Source organism: Streptomyces lichenis (assembly GCF_023218175.1).
Taxonomy (GTDB): Bacteria; Actinomycetota; Actinomycetes; order Streptomycetales; family Streptomycetaceae; genus Streptomyces; species Streptomyces lichenis.
The window spans coordinates 69,796-87,136 of record NZ_JALPTH010000024.1; the positions used below are offsets into that span (position 1 = coordinate 69,796).

The 17,341-nt window shown below is 74.1% G+C and carries 15 protein-coding genes; 6 read left to right on the forward strand and 9 right to left on the reverse strand.

Annotated elements, in window-relative coordinates; genetic code table 11:
* Positions 1-41 precede the first annotated feature (41 nt).
* Positions 42-995: an AraC family transcriptional regulator gene (locus M1O15_RS22755; protein ID WP_248635982.1), complete on the reverse strand. Its 954-nt coding sequence runs from the start codon at positions 993-995 to the stop codon at positions 42-44.
* Between the two features lie 120 nt (positions 996-1,115).
* Here M1O15_RS22755 and M1O15_RS22760 point away from each other — a divergent pair, with 120 nt between their 5' ends.
* Positions 1,116-1,796, forward strand: a complete 681-nt coding sequence (locus M1O15_RS22760; protein ID WP_248635983.1) for an NAD(P)H oxidoreductase — start codon at positions 1,116-1,118, stop codon at positions 1,794-1,796.
* A gap of 77 nt (positions 1,797-1,873) precedes the next feature.
* On the opposite strand, the gene M1O15_RS22765 is transcribed toward M1O15_RS22760, so the two are convergent.
* The 6 genes from M1O15_RS22765 to rsmI form a co-directional block, all read right to left on the reverse strand.
* A complete protein-coding gene (locus M1O15_RS22765) occupies positions 1,874-2,812 on the reverse strand; it encodes a 4-(cytidine 5'-diphospho)-2-C-methyl-D-erythritol kinase (RefSeq protein WP_248635984.1) in 939 nt (312 codons plus the stop codon).
* On the reverse strand, positions 2,809-3,672 hold the full coding sequence (rsmA, locus tag M1O15_RS22770) for a 16S rRNA (adenine(1518)-N(6)/adenine(1519)-N(6))-dimethyltransferase RsmA (RefSeq protein ID WP_248635985.1): 864 nt from the start codon (positions 3,670-3,672) through the stop codon (positions 2,809-2,811). Before rsmA ends, M1O15_RS22765 begins: the two co-directional genes overlap by 4 nt.
* Positions 3,673-3,721: 49 nt before the next feature.
* Positions 3,722-5,212: a resuscitation-promoting factor gene (locus tag M1O15_RS22775; protein ID WP_282577129.1), complete on the reverse strand. Its 1,491-nt coding sequence runs from the start codon at positions 5,210-5,212 to the stop codon at positions 3,722-3,724.
* Between the two features lie 274 nt (positions 5,213-5,486).
* A complete protein-coding gene (locus M1O15_RS22780; protein ID WP_248635987.1) occupies positions 5,487-6,368 on the reverse strand; it encodes a TatD family hydrolase in 882 nt (293 codons plus the stop codon).
* Positions 6,369-6,467: 99 nt separating this feature from the next.
* Positions 6,468-6,965 carry a hypothetical protein gene (locus M1O15_RS22785; protein ID WP_248635988.1) on the reverse strand — a complete coding sequence of 166 codons (498 nt, stop codon included), beginning with the start codon at positions 6,963-6,965 and terminating at the stop codon, positions 6,468-6,470.
* A gap of 228 nt (positions 6,966-7,193) precedes the next feature.
* Positions 7,194-8,126 carry a 16S rRNA (cytidine(1402)-2'-O)-methyltransferase gene (rsmI, locus tag M1O15_RS22790; RefSeq protein WP_248636047.1) on the reverse strand — a complete coding sequence of 311 codons (933 nt, stop codon included), beginning with the start codon at positions 8,124-8,126 and terminating at the stop codon, positions 7,194-7,196.
* A 202-nt stretch (positions 8,127-8,328) separates the two neighbouring features.
* Between rsmI and M1O15_RS22795 the strand changes: the two genes are divergently transcribed.
* The 5 genes from M1O15_RS22795 (at position 8,329) to M1O15_RS22815 (ending at position 13,633) form a co-directional block, all read left to right on the forward strand.
* Positions 8,329-10,077, forward strand: coding sequence for a dolichyl-phosphate-mannose--protein mannosyltransferase (locus M1O15_RS22795; RefSeq protein WP_248635989.1), 1,749 nt, complete (start codon positions 8,329-8,331; stop codon positions 10,075-10,077).
* A complete protein-coding gene (locus tag M1O15_RS22800; RefSeq protein ID WP_248635990.1) occupies positions 10,068-10,670 on the forward strand; it encodes a hypothetical protein in 603 nt (200 codons plus the stop codon). The genes M1O15_RS22795 and M1O15_RS22800 overlap by 10 nt, the downstream gene beginning before the upstream one ends.
* A gap of 219 nt (positions 10,671-10,889) precedes the next feature.
* On the forward strand, positions 10,890-12,530 hold the full coding sequence (locus M1O15_RS22805) for a penicillin-binding transpeptidase domain-containing protein (protein ID WP_248635991.1): 1,641 nt from the start codon (positions 10,890-10,892) through the stop codon (positions 12,528-12,530).
* Positions 12,531-12,596: 66 nt separating this feature from the next.
* The gene (locus M1O15_RS22810; protein WP_248635992.1) at positions 12,597-12,785 is read left to right on the forward strand and encodes a hypothetical protein; all 189 of its coding nucleotides are present in this window, start codon (positions 12,597-12,599) and stop codon (positions 12,783-12,785) included.
* Positions 12,782-13,633: an EamA family transporter gene (locus tag M1O15_RS22815; RefSeq protein ID WP_248635993.1), complete on the forward strand. Its 852-nt coding sequence runs from the start codon at positions 12,782-12,784 to the stop codon at positions 13,631-13,633. Before M1O15_RS22810 ends, M1O15_RS22815 begins: the two co-directional genes overlap by 4 nt.
* A gap of 428 nt (positions 13,634-14,061) precedes the next feature.
* On the opposite strand, the gene M1O15_RS22820 is transcribed toward M1O15_RS22815, so the two are convergent.
* Complete coding sequence (locus M1O15_RS22820; protein WP_248635994.1) at positions 14,062-15,525, reverse strand: trypsin-like serine protease; 1,464 nt, start codon at positions 15,523-15,525, stop codon at positions 14,062-14,064.
* A 138-nt stretch (positions 15,526-15,663) separates the two neighbouring features.
* Entirely contained in the window at positions 15,664-17,232 is a 1,569-nt protein-coding gene (locus M1O15_RS22825) for a S8 family peptidase (RefSeq protein WP_248635995.1), read from the reverse strand.
* Positions 17,233-17,341 lie beyond the last annotated feature (109 nt).

The window sequence follows — 17,341 nt, forward strand, 5'->3', positions numbered from 1 at the left end:
ATCGCGCCCCGTCCCAAGAGGCCCGTCACGGGTGTTCCCGGCTAGCCGATCGCCGGTTTCTTCGGCGGGGTGGTCGCGGCGCGGAAGGCGCTTGGGCTCAGGCCTTTGTGGCGTTTGAAGGCGGCGCTGAAGCCGAAGGCATCGGCGTAGCCGACGGACTTGGCGATCCGGGCGATGCCGAGGTCGGTCTCGGACAGCAGCGCCTCGGCCTCGTCCATGCGGCACTCGGTGAGGTAGGCGAGGGGCGGGCGGCCCATCAGTTCGGTGAAGCGCTTGGCGAACAGGGCACGCGAGACGCCAGCCCGGGCGGCCAGGGACGCCACCGTCCAGGCCTCGGCGGGTCGTTCGTTGAAGGACTCCAGGGCGGGAGCGAGCACCGGGTCGGCAAGGCCCCGGTACCAGCCAGGCGCGTCGGCGCCCGCCCGGGCGAACCAGGTGCGCAAGGTGCAGACCAGGGCCCAGTCGAGGAGCCGGTCCATCAGCGCCTGCGAACCGGCCGAGTGCCGGGCGGCGTCGATGGCGGCCGCCTCCAGCCAGGTGCAGACCTCGGCGTCCTCCGTGACCACCAGGACCGGCGGCAGGGTGCGCAGGAGCCGTTCGTGGCGCATGCCCGAGGCGCGGTAGGCGCCCACGATCAGCGCGGTCGTCTCCCGGGAGTCGGCGCCCCAGTGGATGCCGCCGAGTTCCTGGGCGGCGCAGTCGGTGTTCGCGGTGAAGCAGGCGATCTCGTACGCGTCGTGGGGGCCGCGGAGGGTGGCGGGACGGTCCACGAGGTGGAACGGCGCGGAAGCGCGTACGAGGACCGTGTCGCCCGGGCCGACCGCCCGCTCGGTTCCGTCGGGCAGCAGCAGGGTGCCGCCACCGCGCAGCACGTTGATCATGGTGAGCGGCGCGTCGTCGACGAAGCGGATGGCCCAGGGCGCCGTCAGTACGGCATGGCTGACGACCGACCCTTCGGCCCGGATGCCGCTCAGCAGCGAACTCAGAGGGTCCATGGCGGACAGGGTAGACGAACTCCTATGGATGAGAGCGCTTCTCCCATAGAGCGTCCACGCCGACCCCGGCTGTACTGGACTCATCGAACCGACCGAGACCAGCCGCAGCCGGGAGACACCGTGACGCAGCACGACCACCGCACCAGGACAGCCCTCGTCGTCGTGGCACACCACCGCGCCGATTCCCTCACCGCGCACACGGCCCGCCGTGCCGCCACCCGACTCGAAGCCGCCGGATACCAGGTCGACCTGCTCGACCTGCACGCCGAGGGGTTCGACCCGCGGATGAACGAGTCGGACCAGCCGGACTGGGGCAACCGGGAGAAGGCGTACTCGGACGAGGTGCGGACCCATATGCGGCGCATCCTCGACGCCGATGTCCTCCTCGCCGTCTTCCCGGTGTACTGGATGAGCGTGCCCGCCGTCCTCAAGGGCTGGATCGACCGCGTATGGAACTACGGGTTCGCTTACGGCCGCAGCAAGCCCCGCCTCGCCGGCAAGCGCATCCTGTGGCTGGGCCTGGCCGGCGCCACCGCCGACGATCCTCTGGTGGAGGGGATGCAGACCGTCCTGGAGACCGGTCTGAACGACGGCATCGCCTACTACTGCGGCTTCTCCCGCTCCACTGTCGGCCTGCTCACCGACGCGGAGGAGCGTCCGCAGCGTGTTGACGCCGGCGGCACCCTGCTGGTCGGCGCAGCGGTCGCGGGCCCCGAACGGGAGGCGCGGTACGCGGCCTTCGACCGTCGTGCAGAGGGGTTCGTGGATCGCTTCGTGGCCGAGGAGCTTGTGGCGGTGTGACTCTCGGGCGGGGAGGGCCTACGCGGCTTATGGGGCCTACGGAGCCCATGGGGTCCTTGAGGGTCGGACCGCCGCGATCAGGACTGCCGGGGCGGTGCGCCCACCACCACCGCCCCCTCCGCAGGCGACGTAGCCACCCGGGCCGTGCGGCAGGTGCCGGACTGCAGCAGGGCGGTGGCCACACTCTGCGCGGCCTCGGGGTCCTTGACCAGGAAGGCGGTGGTCGGGCCGGAGCCGGAGACGAGGGCGGCGAGGGCGCCGGCGGTGGTGCCGGTGGTGAGGGTGGCGGCGAGAGAGGGGCGGAGGGAGAGGGCGGCGGGTTGGAGGTCGTTGGCGAGGGTGGCGGCGAGGGCGGTGGGGTCGCCGGTGCGGAGGGCTTCGAGGAGGGCGGGGGTGGCGACCGGGGGTGGGACCGCGGTGCCGGCGGTGAGGCGGTCGAACTCGGCGTAGACGGCGGGGGTGGAGAGGCCGCCGTCGGCCACCGCGAAGACCCAGTGGAAGTCGCCACCGACGGGGAGCGGGGTGAGGTGCTCGCCGCGGCCGGTGCCGAGGGCGGCGCCGCCCAGGAGGGAGAACGGGACGTCGCTGCCCAGCTCGGCGCAGAGGGCGAGGAGTTCGTCGCGGGGGGTGGACAGGCCCCAGAGGGTGTCGCAGGCGAGGAGGGCGGCGGCCCCGTCGGCGCTGCCGCCCGCCATCCCCCCGGCGACCGGGATGTCCTTGGCGATGTGCAGGTGGACGTCGGGGGCGATGCCGTGGCGGGCGGCCAGGGCCTCGGCGGCCCGGGCGGCCAGGTTGGTGGAGTCCAGGGGGACCTGGGGGGCGTCGGGGCCTGAGCAACTCACCCGTACCCCGCCGGGGGAGCGGACGGCGGTCACCTCGTCGTACAGGGAGACGGCGAGGAAGACGTTGGCCAGGTCGTGGTAGCCGTCGGGGCGGGCGCCGCCCACCGCCAGTCGGACGTTGACCTTGGCGGGGACCCGGACGGTCACCCCCGTACGCGTACCGGTGCTGCTCACGCTTCCTTGGCCTCCGCGATCCGGGCGAACTCTTCGACGGTGAGGGACTCGCCGCGGGCCTGGGGGGAGACCCCGGCGGTGGTGAGGGCGCGCTCGGCGGCGGCCGGGGAGCCGGCCCATCCGGCGAGCGCGGCGCGCAGGGTCTTGCGGCGCTGGGCGAAGGCCGCGTCGATGACGGAGAAGACCTCGCGCTTGGTGGCGGTGGTGGCGACGGGGGCGTCCCGGCGGACCAGGGAGACCAGGCCGGAGTCGACGTTGGGGGCGGGCCAGAAGACGTTGCGGCCGATGGCGCCGGCCCGCTTGACCTCCGCGTACCAGTTGGCCTTGACCGAGGGCACTCCGTACACCTTGTTGCCGGGGCGCGCGGCCAGCCGGTCGGCGACCTCCGCCTGAACCATCACGAGGGTGCGCTCGATGGTCGGGAAGCGGTCCAGCATGTGGAGGAGGACGGGGACGGCGACGTTGTAGGGGAGGTTCGCCACCAGGGCGGTGGGGGGCGGGCCGGGGAGCTCGTCGACCAGCATCGCGTCGGAGTGGACGAGCGAGAAGCGGTCGGCGCGGGCGGGCATGCGGGCGGCGACGGTGGAGGGGAGGGCGGCGGCCAGGACGTCGTCGATCTCCACGGCGGTGACCCGGTCGGCGGCCTCCAGCAGCGCCAGGGTGAGGGAGCCGAGCCCGGGGCCGACCTCGACCACCACGTCCTCCGGACGCACCTCGGCCGTGCGGACGATCCGGCGCACGGTGTTGGCGTCGATGACGAAGTTCTGGCCGCGCTGCTTGGTCGGGCGCACGCCCAGCGCGGCGGCCAGCTCGCGGATGTCGGCGGGGCCGAGGAGGGCGTCGGGCTCTGTGGTGCTCACCGATACAGCCTACGGGGCGGGGAGACAGCCGCCGTCAACGGACGGCTTCTCACCCGTGCAGCCTGGCGCCGCAGTGCGGCCAGGGGCTGGCGCCCCGCTGCACATAGAGCTTCTTCGCGCGGAAGGTCTGCTCGGCGGCCGGCGCCTGCTGGGCGGTGCCGCTGCCGCCGAGTGCCTGCCAGGTCCCGGGGTCGAACTGGTACAGGCCTCCGTAGGTGCCGGACGGGTCCACCGCGTCCGCCCGGCCGCCGGACTCGCAGGCGGCCAGCGCGGCCCAGTCCAGGCCGTCGGCGCCGGAGACCGCCACGGTGGCGGGCCGGGGCCGGGTGCCGACCCGGACCTGGCGGCTCACCGGCTCGCGGGCGATCTCGTCGGCCAGCAGCCGGGGCCGCTGCCGGACGCCGTTGACCGTGCGCAGGGCGTAGGTGAGGCGGCGCACGCCCGCCCGGCCCTGGCGCTCCACCACCTCCGTACCGGTGTACAGCTCGGGATCGGGGGTGCGTACGACGGTGTACGGCAGCGGCTCCTCGCGGACCTCGCGGCCGTCGGTGATCCGCATGACGGTGACCGTCTGGCCGTCGCGGGGGAAGGTGCCGGCGGGTACGGAGGTGGTGTCCTGCCCGGCGAGGGTGATCCCGGCCTGGGCGAGCGCCTCGCCGACGGTGGCGGCATTGGTGCGGACGGTGCGCTCGCGCCCGTCGGCCATGAAGGTCACCGCCCGCTCGGTGCGTACGTCGAGAGCCAGGCCGGAGCGCGGGATCGGGGTGGTGGGAGCGGTGGAGAGGTACGCGCCCGAGGACCGGACGCCGATCTCGCGCAGGGCCTCGTCGACGGTGTGGGCGGTGGTCCAGACGTCCTGGCGCCGGCCGTCGAGGGTGAGGGCGACGGGACGTCCGTAGCGCAGCTGGACCCGGTCGCCGTCGGAGAGCGCCCCGTCCGGGCCGCCGGGGGTGACGGTGTCGTGCGGGCCGGGGGCCAGGTCCTCCTCGGCGAGCAGTTCCCGCACGTCGTCGGCGAAGGTGTGCAGGGTGCGCGTCGGGCCGCCGTCGACGCTGAGCTCCACCGCCTTGTCCTCGGCGACGAACGCGGTGGTGCCGCCGGCGAGCACCGCGACGACGAGCGCCTGGGGGACGAGCCGCCGCAGGGTGTCCGGCCCGGCGGAGGGGAGGGGGAGGGGGGCGGGGAGGGCCGTCTCGGGGGTACGGCGGCGGCGCGCGGCTGCCCGGCGCGCCTCGCCCCGGCCACCGGTCGGTGGCCCATCGGCCGGCGGCGGGGGTGGCGCGGGGGAGGTGTACGCCGGGTGGCTGCCGTAGGGAGCCGGGCCGTACGGGCTCGGGCCGTACGGGTTCGGCGGCTCCGGCGGCCAGGGGGCGGCCGGGGGCCAGGGGGCGGCCGGGGGTACGGGGCCGGGGCCTCGGTCGTACGCGGGGACGGGCGGCGGGCCGTACCCCTCGGCGGTGGGCGGCGCCCCGTACCCCTCGGCGGCGGACGGCGGACCGTACGCCTCGGCGGTGGACGGTGGACCGTACCCATCAGCCATCGACGGCGTGCCGTAGCCGTCGGCGACGGGCGGCGGACCGAACCCGGCCCCGGTCGGGGGCGGACCGAACCCGGCGGCGACCGGCGGCGGGCCGTAGCCCTCGGCGGCCGGGGGCGGGCCGTAGGCGTCCGGCGGGGGGCCGTAGCCGGGGGCCGGCTCGTACTCGTACGTGGCGGAGGTGCTCACGAGGTCGGGACCCTAGCGGAGTCGCGGTCACTCTCCCAAACGGTCCGGTTACGCGGTGTCGCACTCGGCGGTGGGGAGCAGGTGCCGCTCAGTAGTCGAACGCGCGGGCGGTGTTGACGGCGATCGCGGTGGCCATGGCCTCCTCGTCCACCCCCCGCACCTCGGCCATCGCCCGCACCGTGAGCGGGATCAGATAGGGCGCGTTGGGCCGCCCGCGGTAGGGGGCGGGGGTGAGGAAGGGGGCGTCGGTCTCCACCAGGACCAGGTCCAGGGGGGCGACCGCGAGCGCGTCCCGGAGGGGCTGGGCGTTCTTGAAGGTGACGTTTCCGGCGAAGGACATGAAGTAGCCGGCCTGGGCGCAGGTGCGGGCCATCTCGGCGTCGCCCGAGTAGCAGTGGAAGACGGTCCGCTCGGGCGCGCCCTCCTCGGCGAGGATCCGCAGCACGTCGGCATGGGCCTCGCGGTCGTGGATGACCAGCGCCTTGCCGTGCCGCTTGGCGATCTCGATATGGGCGCGGAACGAGCGCTCCTGGGCGGCCGTGCCCTCGGGGCCGGTACGGAAGTAGTCGAGCCCGGTCTCACCGACGGCCCGTACCTGGGGCAGCGCGGCCAGCCGGTCGATCTCGGCGAGGGCGTCGTCCAGGGCGCCGTCGCCGCCGGCCTCCCGGGCGCCTTGACGGGACCGGCCTCCCCCAGCCCCAGGGCCATCCCCCAGGACGATGCGGGGGGCCTCGTTGGGGTGCAGGGCGACGGCGGCGTGGACGTTGGCGTGGGCGGCGGCCGTCTCCGCCGCCCAGCGGGAGCCCTTCAGGTCGCAGCCCACCTGGACGACCGTCTCGACACCGACGGCGGCGGCCTTGGCGAGCGCCTCGTCCACGGTGCCGGACTGCATGTCCAGGTGGGTGTGGGAATCGGCGACCGGTACGCCGAGGGGTTCGGGCAGCGGCGGCGGGGCGTCCTTGGCACTCATGCCCCGATCGTACGGAAGGCGCTCGTGCCCTGATGGCACGGAAGGCACCGCGGCCGTACCGAGGGCGCCGCCGCCCGGTCCCGGTGTGCTCCTACCTGCCTACCTGCCCCGGAAGGGGTGCAGCAGGTCGGACAGGTGCCAGTGGTGCGGCTCCTTGCGCAGGTCGGCGTCCGGGGCGGCGGCGGGCTGGGCCGGCACGGCGGAGGCGGGCGCGGAGGGGTCGATCGGGACGGCGGAGACCGGGGTCGCGGCGGCGGCCGCGGCGGCCTCGCGCTCCCGCTCGTCCAGGTCGGTGGGGCCGAGCGGCCCGAGGGCGCCCCGGGCCGGGACGGCCTGCCGGGCGAGCAGGTCCAGCACCGAGGAGACCTGGCCGGAGCGCATGATGCGCACCACATGGCTGTCGCAGTTCTCGCAGGTGGGCTTGGAGAGCGGGGAGGCCACCCGGCGCCCGCCGTCGGCGCGGTAGACCACGAAGGCGCGGCCGTCGACGTCGGTGTGGTGCTCTATCTCGTACGCCTGCTCCCAGCCGTGCCCGCACCTCATGCAGGCGAAGGCGTAGGCCTCATGTCCGACCGGGGTGCTCACTGTCTCGGTCATGCCGGCTCCTTCCCACTCGGGACTGCTCAGGACCCGCTGGGGGGCGGCACCTCACCGCGGACGCATGCCGCCGAGGAGTGCTCAGACCGCCGATTTCGGCCGTCGAGCGAGTCACTGAAGCCAGTGGACGCCTTCACCGGCAGGAGCGCTAAGCCATCTGCCGAACCATCGAACCGATTTGGGACGCCGCATACCGGGAGGCCCGGTCTGCGGTCCTTTCTTTGCCTTTCACGATAGGCCTTTACCGTGCGCTGAGCCTTCCGAGGAGGCGTTCTTTGCCGCCACCACGGCATCGAAGACCTCGCGCTTGGGTAGCCCGGCCTCGACGGCGACCGCCGCGATGGCCTCTTTGCGCCGCTCCCCCGCCTCCTCGCGCACCCGCACCCTGCGTACCAGCTCAGCGGGGTCGAGATCGGCCGGTCCGGGCTCGGGCGCGCCCTCCACCACGACGGTGATCTCACCGCGTACGCCCTCGGCCGCCCAGCGGGCCAGTTCGGCCAGCGGGCCGCGCCGGACCTCCTCGTAGGTCTTGGTCAGCTCGCGGCAGACGGCGGCGCGCCGCTCGGCGCCGAAGGCCTCCGCCATCGCGGCCAGGGTGTCGTCCAGCCGGTGCGGGGCCTCGAAGTAGACCAGGGTGCGCCGCTCGGCGGCGACCTCGCGCAGCCGGCCCAGCCGTTCGCCCGCCTTGCGGGGCAGGAATCCCTCGAAGCAGAAGCGGTCCACCGGCAGCCCGGACAGCGCCAGCGCGGTGAGCACGGCGGACGGGCCGGGTACGGCGGTGACCCGGATGTCCCGCTCCACGGCGGCGGCGACCAGCCGGTAGCCGGGGTCGGAGACGGACGGCATGCCGGCGTCGGTGACCAGCAGCACCCGGGCACCGCCGGCCAGCGCCTCGACCAGCTCGGGGGTGCGGGCGGACTCGTTGCCCTCGAAGTAGGAGACGATCCGGCCGGTGGGCTGGACGTTCAGGGCGCCGGTCAGCCGGCGCAGCCGCCGGGTGTCCTCGGCGGCGACCACGTCCGCAGCGGCCAGCTCGGCGGCGAGCCGGGGCGGGGCGTCGGCGGTGTCACCGATCGGGGTGCCGGCGAGGACCAGCGTGCCGGCGGAGTCCCCGCGGCCCGCACCATCACCGCCGCCCCGGACACCCCCCTCCGGGCCCACCTCGACACCCGCGTCCGTGCCCGTCTCCGTACCGGCGTCCGTGCCCGCGTCCGGACCCGTCTCCGTACCCGCGTCCGTGCCCGTCTCCGTACGCGTGTCCGCGTCCGTGTCCCTGCCGCTGTCCCTGTCCGTTCCTGTCACACGGGCCATCCTCGCAGCCCGGACGCACGACGCGCACAGGCCTGTTCCCTACGATGGCGCGGTGACCAAGACTGCGCCTGAGGCTGCCGAGGCCGTGCCCGGCCGGGACGCCGGGGAAGAACCGCCGTCGTGGCGGCACCGCCTGCGCCGCTTCGGCTACGCCCCGCCGCCCTCGGCCGCCGGGCTGCGGGAGCGGCTGGTGCCCCCGTACGCCCGGCCCTCCGAGCGGGTGTGGGCGCTGTTCGGGGTGGAGCCGGACGCGGCGGACCGGGTCTGGCGGCGGTGGGCGTGGGGCGGGCCGCTGCTGGTGGCGCTGGTCGCCGGGGTGCTGCGGTTCTGGCGGCTGGGCGAGCCCCGGGCGGTGATATTCGACGAGACGTACTACGCCAAGGACGCCTGGGCGCTGATCCACCAGGGCTACGAGGGATCGTGGCCGAAAGACGTCGACAAGTCGATCCTGGCGAACCCGGACGCGGTGGCGGTGCCGGTCGACCCCGGCTATGTGGTGCACCCGCCGCTGGGGAAGTGGGTGATCGGGCTCGGCGAGGCGATGTTCGGGTTCGACCCGTTCGGCTGGCGGTTCATGATGGCGGTGCTCGGCACGCTGTCGGTGCTGATGCTCTGCCGGATCGGGCGGCGGCTGTTCCGGTCGACGTTCCTGGGCTGCCTGGCGGGCGCGCTGCTCGCGGTGGACGGGCTGCACTTCGTGATGAGCCGCACCGCGCTGCTGGACCTGGTGGTGATGTTCTTCGTGCTGGCGGCGTTCGGCTGCCTGCTGGTGGACCGGGACCGGGCGCGGGCGCGGCTGGCGGCGGCGCTGCCGGCGGGCGAGGGCGAGGGCGTGCTGCGGCCGGACGCCGACATCGCGGAACGGCTGGGGCTGGGCTGGCGGCCGTGGCGGCTGGCGGCCGGGGTGATGCTCGGCATGGCGGCGGCCACCAAGTGGAACGGGCTGTTCGTGTTGGCGGCCTTCGGGCTGCTGACGGTGCTCTGGGACGTGGGCGCGCGGCGGACGGCGGGCGCGGTCCGCCCGTACGCGGCGGTGCTGCGACGCGACCTGGTGCCCGCCTTCCTCTCCACCGTCCCGGTGGCCGTCGCCACCTATCTGGCCTCCTGGACGGGGTGGATCGCGACCGACCGCGGCTACTTCCGGAACTGGGCGGCCACCGAGGGCAAGGACAGCTCCTGGTCGTGGCTGGCGCCGGACTGGGTGCGCAGCCTGTGGCACTACGAGACCCAGGTCTACGACTTCCATGTGGAGCTGACCTCGGGCCATACGTACCAGTCGAACCCGTGGAGCTGGATCGTGCTGGGCCGCCCGGTCTCGTACTTCTACGAGGACCCGGCCCCCGGCACCGGCGGCTGCCCGGCCGGCACCGCGGAGAAGTGCGCCAGCGAGGTGCTGGCCATCGGCACCCCGCTGCTGTGGTGGGCGGCCTGCTTCGCCGTGCTGTACGTGTTGTGGCGCTGGCTGTTCCGCCGGGACTGGCGGGCCGGGGCCATCGCCTGCGCCATCGCGGCGGGGTGGCTGCCCTGGTTCCACTACCAGGAGCGGACGATCTTCCTGTTCTACGCGGTGGTGTTCGTGCCGTTCCTCTGCCTGGCCGTCGCCATGATGATCGGCGCCATCCTCGGCCCGCCCGGCACCGGCCCGGCCGCCGAGCGGCGCCGCACCATCGGCGCGATCGGCGCGGGGGTGCTGGTGCTGCTGATCATCTGGAACTTCATTTATTTCTGGCCGCTGTTCACGGCCGAGCCGATCCCGCTGGACGACTGGCGGGGGCGGATGTGGCTGGATACGTGGGTATAGCGGCGCCGCTCGCCCGGGGGTGGGCGGTCGCCGCCTCGGCCGCCGCGCTGGTCATCGCCCTGGCCGCCACGGCGCTCGCCCTCCTCGGCCGGCCGCTGCCGGGCGGTGGGACGCCGGGGCACCCGGTGGGCACCGCGCTGGACGGGAGGGCCGGGGCGGGCGGGACGGCGGCCTATGCGCACGCCGAGGTGGGCGAGGAGTACTGGGTGGCCCTGCCACCGGCGGACAACGTCTCCGACGAGCCGGTGACACTGCTGGCGGGCGAGTTCACGGACGTCCCGCGCGGCCTGAGGCTGGTCGAGTACCGGGCCCTCAGCCACCGGGACACGGACGGGCACCCCCTGGGCGTCTCCCCCGTCGGGCACGGAACCGGCCTGCCCGATCCGATCCCCCTGCGGGCCCACTCCGCCCGCCCGTCGCCCATCGCGCCGCACCGGGAGGGGGAGGTGTTCTGGGCGGCCCGGTTCCAGGTGGTGGGAAGGATCACCGGCGACCTCTCCGGCTGCCGCTACCGCTACCGCCACGGGGGCGTGGAGTACGAGCAGACGCTGAGCTGCACCACCCGCATCCGGCTGGGCCCGCGGGCGGGGTAAGGCGCCGACGGGCGGGCGGCCTGGGTGCGTCCGGGCGCCCAGAGGCGCGTTCCGGTCGGGCGCCGACGGGCGTTCCTGCCAGGCGCCCGGGGCGCGTTCCGGTCGGGTAACGATCCGAACTGTTGTCACAGGGGTCGCGTAGAGTGCCCGAGGTATCACGCTTGAACGTGTTCAAGCACGGTTCGGGCTCACGGGGGCTCCTGGGGAGGGGACTGCACCATGCGCAGCGGAGCGAAGGTCGCCATCGTCGGCGGCGCGTTCGTCCTGGTGGCGGGCGGCGTCGGCTATGCGGGGTTCAACCTGTGGAACGGCATCACCGGCGGGGTGGACAACGTTGGCGAGGCGCGGCCGCTGAAGGCCTCCGGGCCGATCACCGCCGAGGAGACCGAGCGGACCTCGCGGGACTTCCTGGCCGCCTGGGCCAAGGGGGACGCGGAGGCGGCCGGGCAGTTGACCAACGACCCGGCGAACGCCACCCCGGTGGTGGGGAGTTTCCGGGAGGCGGCGCATGTGGCCAAGGCGGTCATCACCCCGGGGACGGCGAGCGGCACCACCGTCCCGTACACGGTGAAGGCGACCGTCAGCCACCAGGGGCACAGCAAGGTGCTGTCGTACTCCTCCAAGCTGACCGTGGTGCGCGGGGCCACCACCGGCCGGCCGCTGGTCGACTGGGCGCCGACGGTGCTGCACCCCAAGCTGACCAAGGGGGCGTCGCTGCGCACCGGTGAGGCGGAGACCGCCGCGATCGAGGCGGTGGACCGCCAGGGGCGGAAGCTGACCCGGGAGAAGTACCCGTCGCTCGGCACCGTCCTGGACACCCTGCGCACCCGGTACGCGGACCAGGTCGAGGGCGAGCCGGGCATCGAGACCTGGATCGAGCCGGCCTCCGCCGACGCGCCGAACCAGACGCTGCTGACCCTCACCAAGGGGGTCCCCGGCAAGCTGCGGACGACCCTGGACGCCGAGGTGCAGGCGGCCGCCGAGCGGGCGGTGAAGAGGTTCGGGCAGGCCTCGGTGGTGGCGATCCGGCCCAGCACCGGTGAGATCAGCGCGGTCGCCAACAACCCGGCCACCGGGTTCAACACCGCGATGCAGGGCGCCCAGGCCCCCGGCTCCACGATGAAGATCGTCACCGCGGCGATGATGCTGGACCGGGGTGTGGTCGACGGGCCGTCCTCGCCGGTCGAGTGCCCGGAGGAGGTGCAGTGGAAGGGCGGCACGTTCCACAACCTCGACCACTTCTCCATACCGGACGGCGGCAGCCTCACCGAGAGCTTCCGGCGCTCCTGCAACACCGCGTTCATCAAGGCGGTGGGCCCGCTGAGCGAGAAGGACGTGGAGGACACCGCGCTGGGTGAGACGGCGCGGAAGTACTTCGGCCTCGGCGGGGTGTGGTCCACCGGAATCCCCTCCTCCGACGCCAGTGTGCCCGCCTCCCAGGGCTCGGAGACGGCCGCCTCCTACATCGGCCAGGGCAAGGTCACCATGAACGCGCTGAGCGTCGCCTCCATCGCGGCGACCGCCAAGAGCGGGGCGTTCCACCAGCCGGTGCTTGTGCCCAAGGAGCTGATCAAGGGCGAGATCACCACCGCGCAGCCGCTGCCCGGGAACATCGCCTCCGCCCTGCGGGCCATGATGAGCGCCACGGCGACCACCGGCACCGGCGCCCAGGCGATGGCCTCGGTGGGCGGGGACAAGGGCGCCAAGACCGGCTCGGCGGAGGTGGACGGGCAGTCCTCGTCCAACAGCTGGTTCACCGGCTACGCCGACGACCTGGCCGCCGCCTCGGTGGTCCAGTCCGGCGGCCACGGCGGCGACTCGGCCGGCAAGGTGGTCGCGGACGTGCTCAACGCCCGCTGAGCGGGGAAGCGTCCACGGGGCGAAACGGTTCGCGTGGCTCGTACACCTACCGTTAGCGTGCGGGCCATGAGCGATTCCGTCCCCGAATCCCTTCCCGGCCCCGTCACCGCATCTGTTCCCGGCCCTGTCACCGGCTCCCTCCCCGGCTCCGTCCCCGTGTCGCTCAGCGGTCCGGACAGAGCGGTCGGCTTCCCCGGGGTGCTCGTCGGCCACTCCGGGGCCACCGTCGCCGAGCCGCGCGAGCGGACGGCGTGACGCCGCTGGTGGTGGCCGCGGTGCTGACCGCGGCGGTGACGCACGCGGGCTGGAACGCGATCGCCCACCACATCCGCGACAAGCTGGTCTCGTTCACCCTGATCGCGGGCGGCGGGCTGCTGATCGGTGCCGTGCTGGCCTGCTTCGCCCCGCTGCCGGCCCCGGCGGCCTGGCCGTATCTGGGGCTGTCGGCGGTGCTGCACGTGGCGTACATGCTGCTGCTGATGCGCTCGTTCACGCTGGGCGACTTCGGCCAGATGTACCCGATCGCCCGGGGCACCGCGCCGCTGGTGGTGACCGTGCTGGCGGCCGTGCTGGTGCACGAGATCCCGGACGGGCAGCAGCTGATGGGCGTGGCGGTGGCCTGTGCCGGGCTGGCCGGCCTCGCCGTGTGGGGCATCCGGGGCACCGGGCGCTCCCCGCACTGGCCCGCGCTGCTGGCGGCGGTCGCCACCGGGGTCGCCATCGCCGGGTACACCGTGGTGGACGGCATGGGTGTACGGGCCGCGGACACCCCGCTCGGCTACACCGCCTGGCTGATGATCGCCGAGGGCGTCGCCATCCCGGTGTACGCGCTCCACCGGCGCCGCTCGGAGCTGGCGGCCCAGCTGCGGCCGTACGCGGCGCGCGGGCTGCTCGGCGCGGCGCTGTCGGTGGCCGCGTACGGGCTGGTGCTCTGGGCGCAGACCCGGGCTCCGCTCGCCCCGGTCGCCGCGCTGCGCGAGTCCTCGATCATCGTCGGGGCGGCGATCGGGGCGCTGTTCTTCAAGGAGCGGTTCGGCGCGCCGAGGATCGCGGCCGCCGGGCTGATGGTCGTCGGCATCGGGCTGATGCTGCACGGCGGGTGAACGGGCGGCGGATCGGGGGCACCGGGTCAGCCCGTCGACGGCGTCGGCCGTACGCCCGGACCGCGGACCGTCCCCACCGCTCGCGCGGCTCGGCCGGCGACCGCGGCACCGCGCGCCTGTCCGGACGGGTCCGGTCGGCGGTCCGGCAGGCCGGCGCGTAGCCGGCCCGCTCGATGGCGGCTCCCACCTGGGGTTGCTCATCGTCGGCCGTGAGGACGGACAAGCGCGTCCTCGATCTGCCGCACCGCGCCGGTCGGCCCGCCCCGGATCGGTCTGCGGCGCTTGCCGCCGCCCCCGCCGGATCCGTGCGACCGGGCTCCCGCAGCCGCGTCCGGATACCGCCGCCGGCGTCACGTACCGGGGCGATGCGCCCGGGGCCCGCGAACCACGTCGTTCGCGGGCCCTGGGCGGGAGGGTGGATCAGCCGGTCAGCGCACGGTCAGGGTGTAGTCCGCGCTGCCGGTCCTGCCCTCCTTGTCGGTGGCGGTGACGGTGATCTTGTAGGTGCCCGCCTGGTAAGGGGCCATGGCGGTCATCCGCGAGGTACCGCCGGCCGGGACCGTCCGCGGGGAGAACGTCGGTGCCGACGGCAGTCCGGTGGCGCTGAGAGTGCTGGGGCCGCGCCCGCCCGAGACCGTGACGTCGACGTTGACGTACCGGCCGCCGGTGACGGTGCCGGAGGTCGGCGAGACCGTGGGCCTGGGGCCGTCGGTGCCGTTCCCGTCGCCCACCGTGAGGGTGTACGTCGCGGTCCTGGTGCCGGAGGCGCCCTTGGCGTGGACGGTGACGGTGTGCGAGCCGGCCGGCGTCTGTGCCGAGGTCTGGAAGGTGACCTTGGACGTGCCGCCGGACGTGAGGGACGCGGGCTGGAACACCGCGCTCGCACCGGTGGGCAGCCCGGTGGCCGACAGGTCGATCCTCTCCGCGCCCGCGTCCCCGGCCTGGCTGGTCAGCGTGGTGGACACGTGCCCGCCGGGGGTGGCGCGCCCGCTGGACGGGTTCAGCTCCACGGAGAACTTCCCGTCGCCCGGCTGGCCGCCGCCGATCTGCGCCTTGGCCCAGTCGCCCATCTCGTTGGTCAGCCGCGCCATGATGCTGTAGCGGTCGCACTTGCTCGATCCCCAGGAGCTCACGCCCACCACGACGCCGTCCACGGTGAACGGTCCGCCGCTGTCCCCCGAGCAGTTCGCGGTGCGGCCGTCGTCGTAGCCGGCGCAGACCATGACGTCGGGGTCGACCTTGATGTCGAACACCTGGCACCGGCCGGCGTCGTTGATGGGCAACGTGGTCTTGTACAGCACCCCCGAGGAGCCGCCGGGTCCCACATTGCCATAGCCCACGGAGGTCCCCGACGCACCGGGCCTGGTGAGTGCCGCGTCGGCGGATCCGGCGACCTTGGCCCACTGGCTCTCGGGCACCGGGATGTCGTCCGCGGTGGTGACCACGGCGACGTCGTAGCCCTGCCGCCAGCTGCCCGGGCCGGTGTACTTCGGGTGCGCCTTGTACGAGGCGACCTTGGTGCGGAAGCTCTCGTCACCGGCGGAGTCGAGGTCGTCGTCGCCGTACAGGTAGCTCTTCTCGCCGGACACGTCGATCATGCAGTGCGCGGCGGTGAGGATCTTGCGCTTGCCGACCACCGAGGCGGTGCAGGAGGCGCCCTGCGGCCCGCCGCCGCCCACCCGGAGGCCGGCGATGACGGCGGGGTTCTCGCGGACCGTGGTGCGCTGCCCGTTGACGATCCTGGTGCCCGGGCCGGGGTCCGGACGCAAGGAGTCGGTGGGGGTGGCCGCGGTGGCCGGTGCGGGGGCGGGGTCCGCCGCCGCCGGCGCGGTCGGCGCGACGGCCACCGCCAGTGCGCAGACCAGGATTCCTGTCAGGTGTCGTGCTCTCATGGACGTTTCCTCACGCGGTGGTTGGGAGGGAAGGGCGTGGACGGGCGCCGGGCCGCCGAGGCAGCGGTGACCGGGCGGATCCGGCGGAAGGGTGCGGGGGCCGGCCATGACCGAGGACCGGCCCCCGCGGACGGGGCGTCAGAAGGTGATGGACCAGCCGGTGAGCTTTCCGGTGTCGTACCGGTGGACGTCGGTGATCCGGAGCTTCCACACGCCGTCGGCGTTCTCGGCGGAGGCGTCGACCGTGAAGGTCTGGTGGACGCCGTCCGGTACGCCGACTCCGCCCGCCCGCTTGAGCGGGTATTCGGCGCCCGAGGGCCCGACGAGCTCGATGGCCAGGTCCGCGCTGTAGGTGTGGTCGATGTCGACCTTCACCGGCAGTGCGGACGAGGCACGGCCCGCGCAGCCCTCCTGGCGGATGCTGCTGGTGACGGGCTCCGCGGCGTCGGGGATGGCCACGTCCTCGTCGTCGGCCTTGGTTCCGCAGCCGGGCTGCGGGCCGCCACCGATGGATCCGGTGTACAGCAGCTTGTTCGGGGAGCCGGAACCGGGGTTGGTGACGAGGTTCGGCGTGGCGGCACCGACGAGTGCGTCCCGCACCTGCTGAGGTGTGGCACCGCGGTTGGCCTGGAGGTACAGCGCCGCCGCCCCGGCGACGTGCGGTGCGGCCATCGAGGTGCCGCTGCCGGTGCGGTAGCCGTTGGTGCGGTCGGCGGAGTAGATGTTCCCGCCCGGTGCGAACAGGTCCAGGCAGCCGCCGTAGTTGCCCTTGCGGCTGCCGCCCTTGTCGATCCACCCGACGGTGATCGCCTCGGGCACCCGGGCCGGGCTGACGCCGCAGGCGTCGGCCCCGCTGTTGCCGGCCGAGACCACCACCGTGAAGCCCTTGGCGGCCAGGGCCTTGACCTGCTGGTCGCCCACGCCGACGGTGTCCATGCCCAGGCTCATGTTGACCACCGCCGGCGCCTTGCCGTGAGTGGCGACCCACTCCAGCGCGCTGACGGTGGCCGAGTCCGGTCCCGAGCCGTTGCAGCCCAGGGACCGCACCGCGACGATCCTGGACTTCTTGGCGACCCCCACGGTCCTGCCGGCGATGGTGCCGCTGACGTGGGTACCGTGCCAGAAGCAGTCACTGGCGTCGGCGTCGTTGTCCACGAAGTCGTAGCCGAACCCCGCCCGGCCCTCGAACTCGCTGTGGTCCTTGTTCACCCCGGAGTCGATGACGTAGGTGGTGATGGAGTCGGCGGTGTTCGGATAGGTGTACTTCTTGTCGAGGCCGGTGGTCCTCTGGTCGATCTGGTCCAGCCCCCAGGACGGCGGGTCGGGTTGCTCGCCCGCGGCCCGGGCGGTGCCGTCCTCGTACACCGCCGCCACGGACGGATCGGCCGCCAGCCGGGCGGCCTCCCGCTCGTCGGCGCCGCGGACCGCGAAGCCGTTGAAGGTGGCCGAGAAGGTCCTGACGACCTCCCCGCCGTAGCGGTCGGCCAGCGTCGCGGCATGGCCTCGGGCGGCCTTGGGGGCGTCGTCCTCCAGCACGACGACGTACTGTCCGGCGACCGGCTGGTCGGCCTGGACGACACCGCCCCAGGCCGGGTCGGCGGAACGCTGGTGGCTCGCGGCGGCTGCCACGCCGCCGGTGGTCAGGGCGGCGGCGCAGCAGGCGGCCGTGAGGGCACGCCGGCTTCCGCTCAGGAATCCGTGTCGCATGGCTACTCCGTCTCCCGCTCGATGCCCGGCGGACCGGGCCCGAGGAGTGGCCGTCGGGTGGGGGGTCGAGGGAACGGAAGGGCCACTCGGGGGAAACGATCCGTCCCTG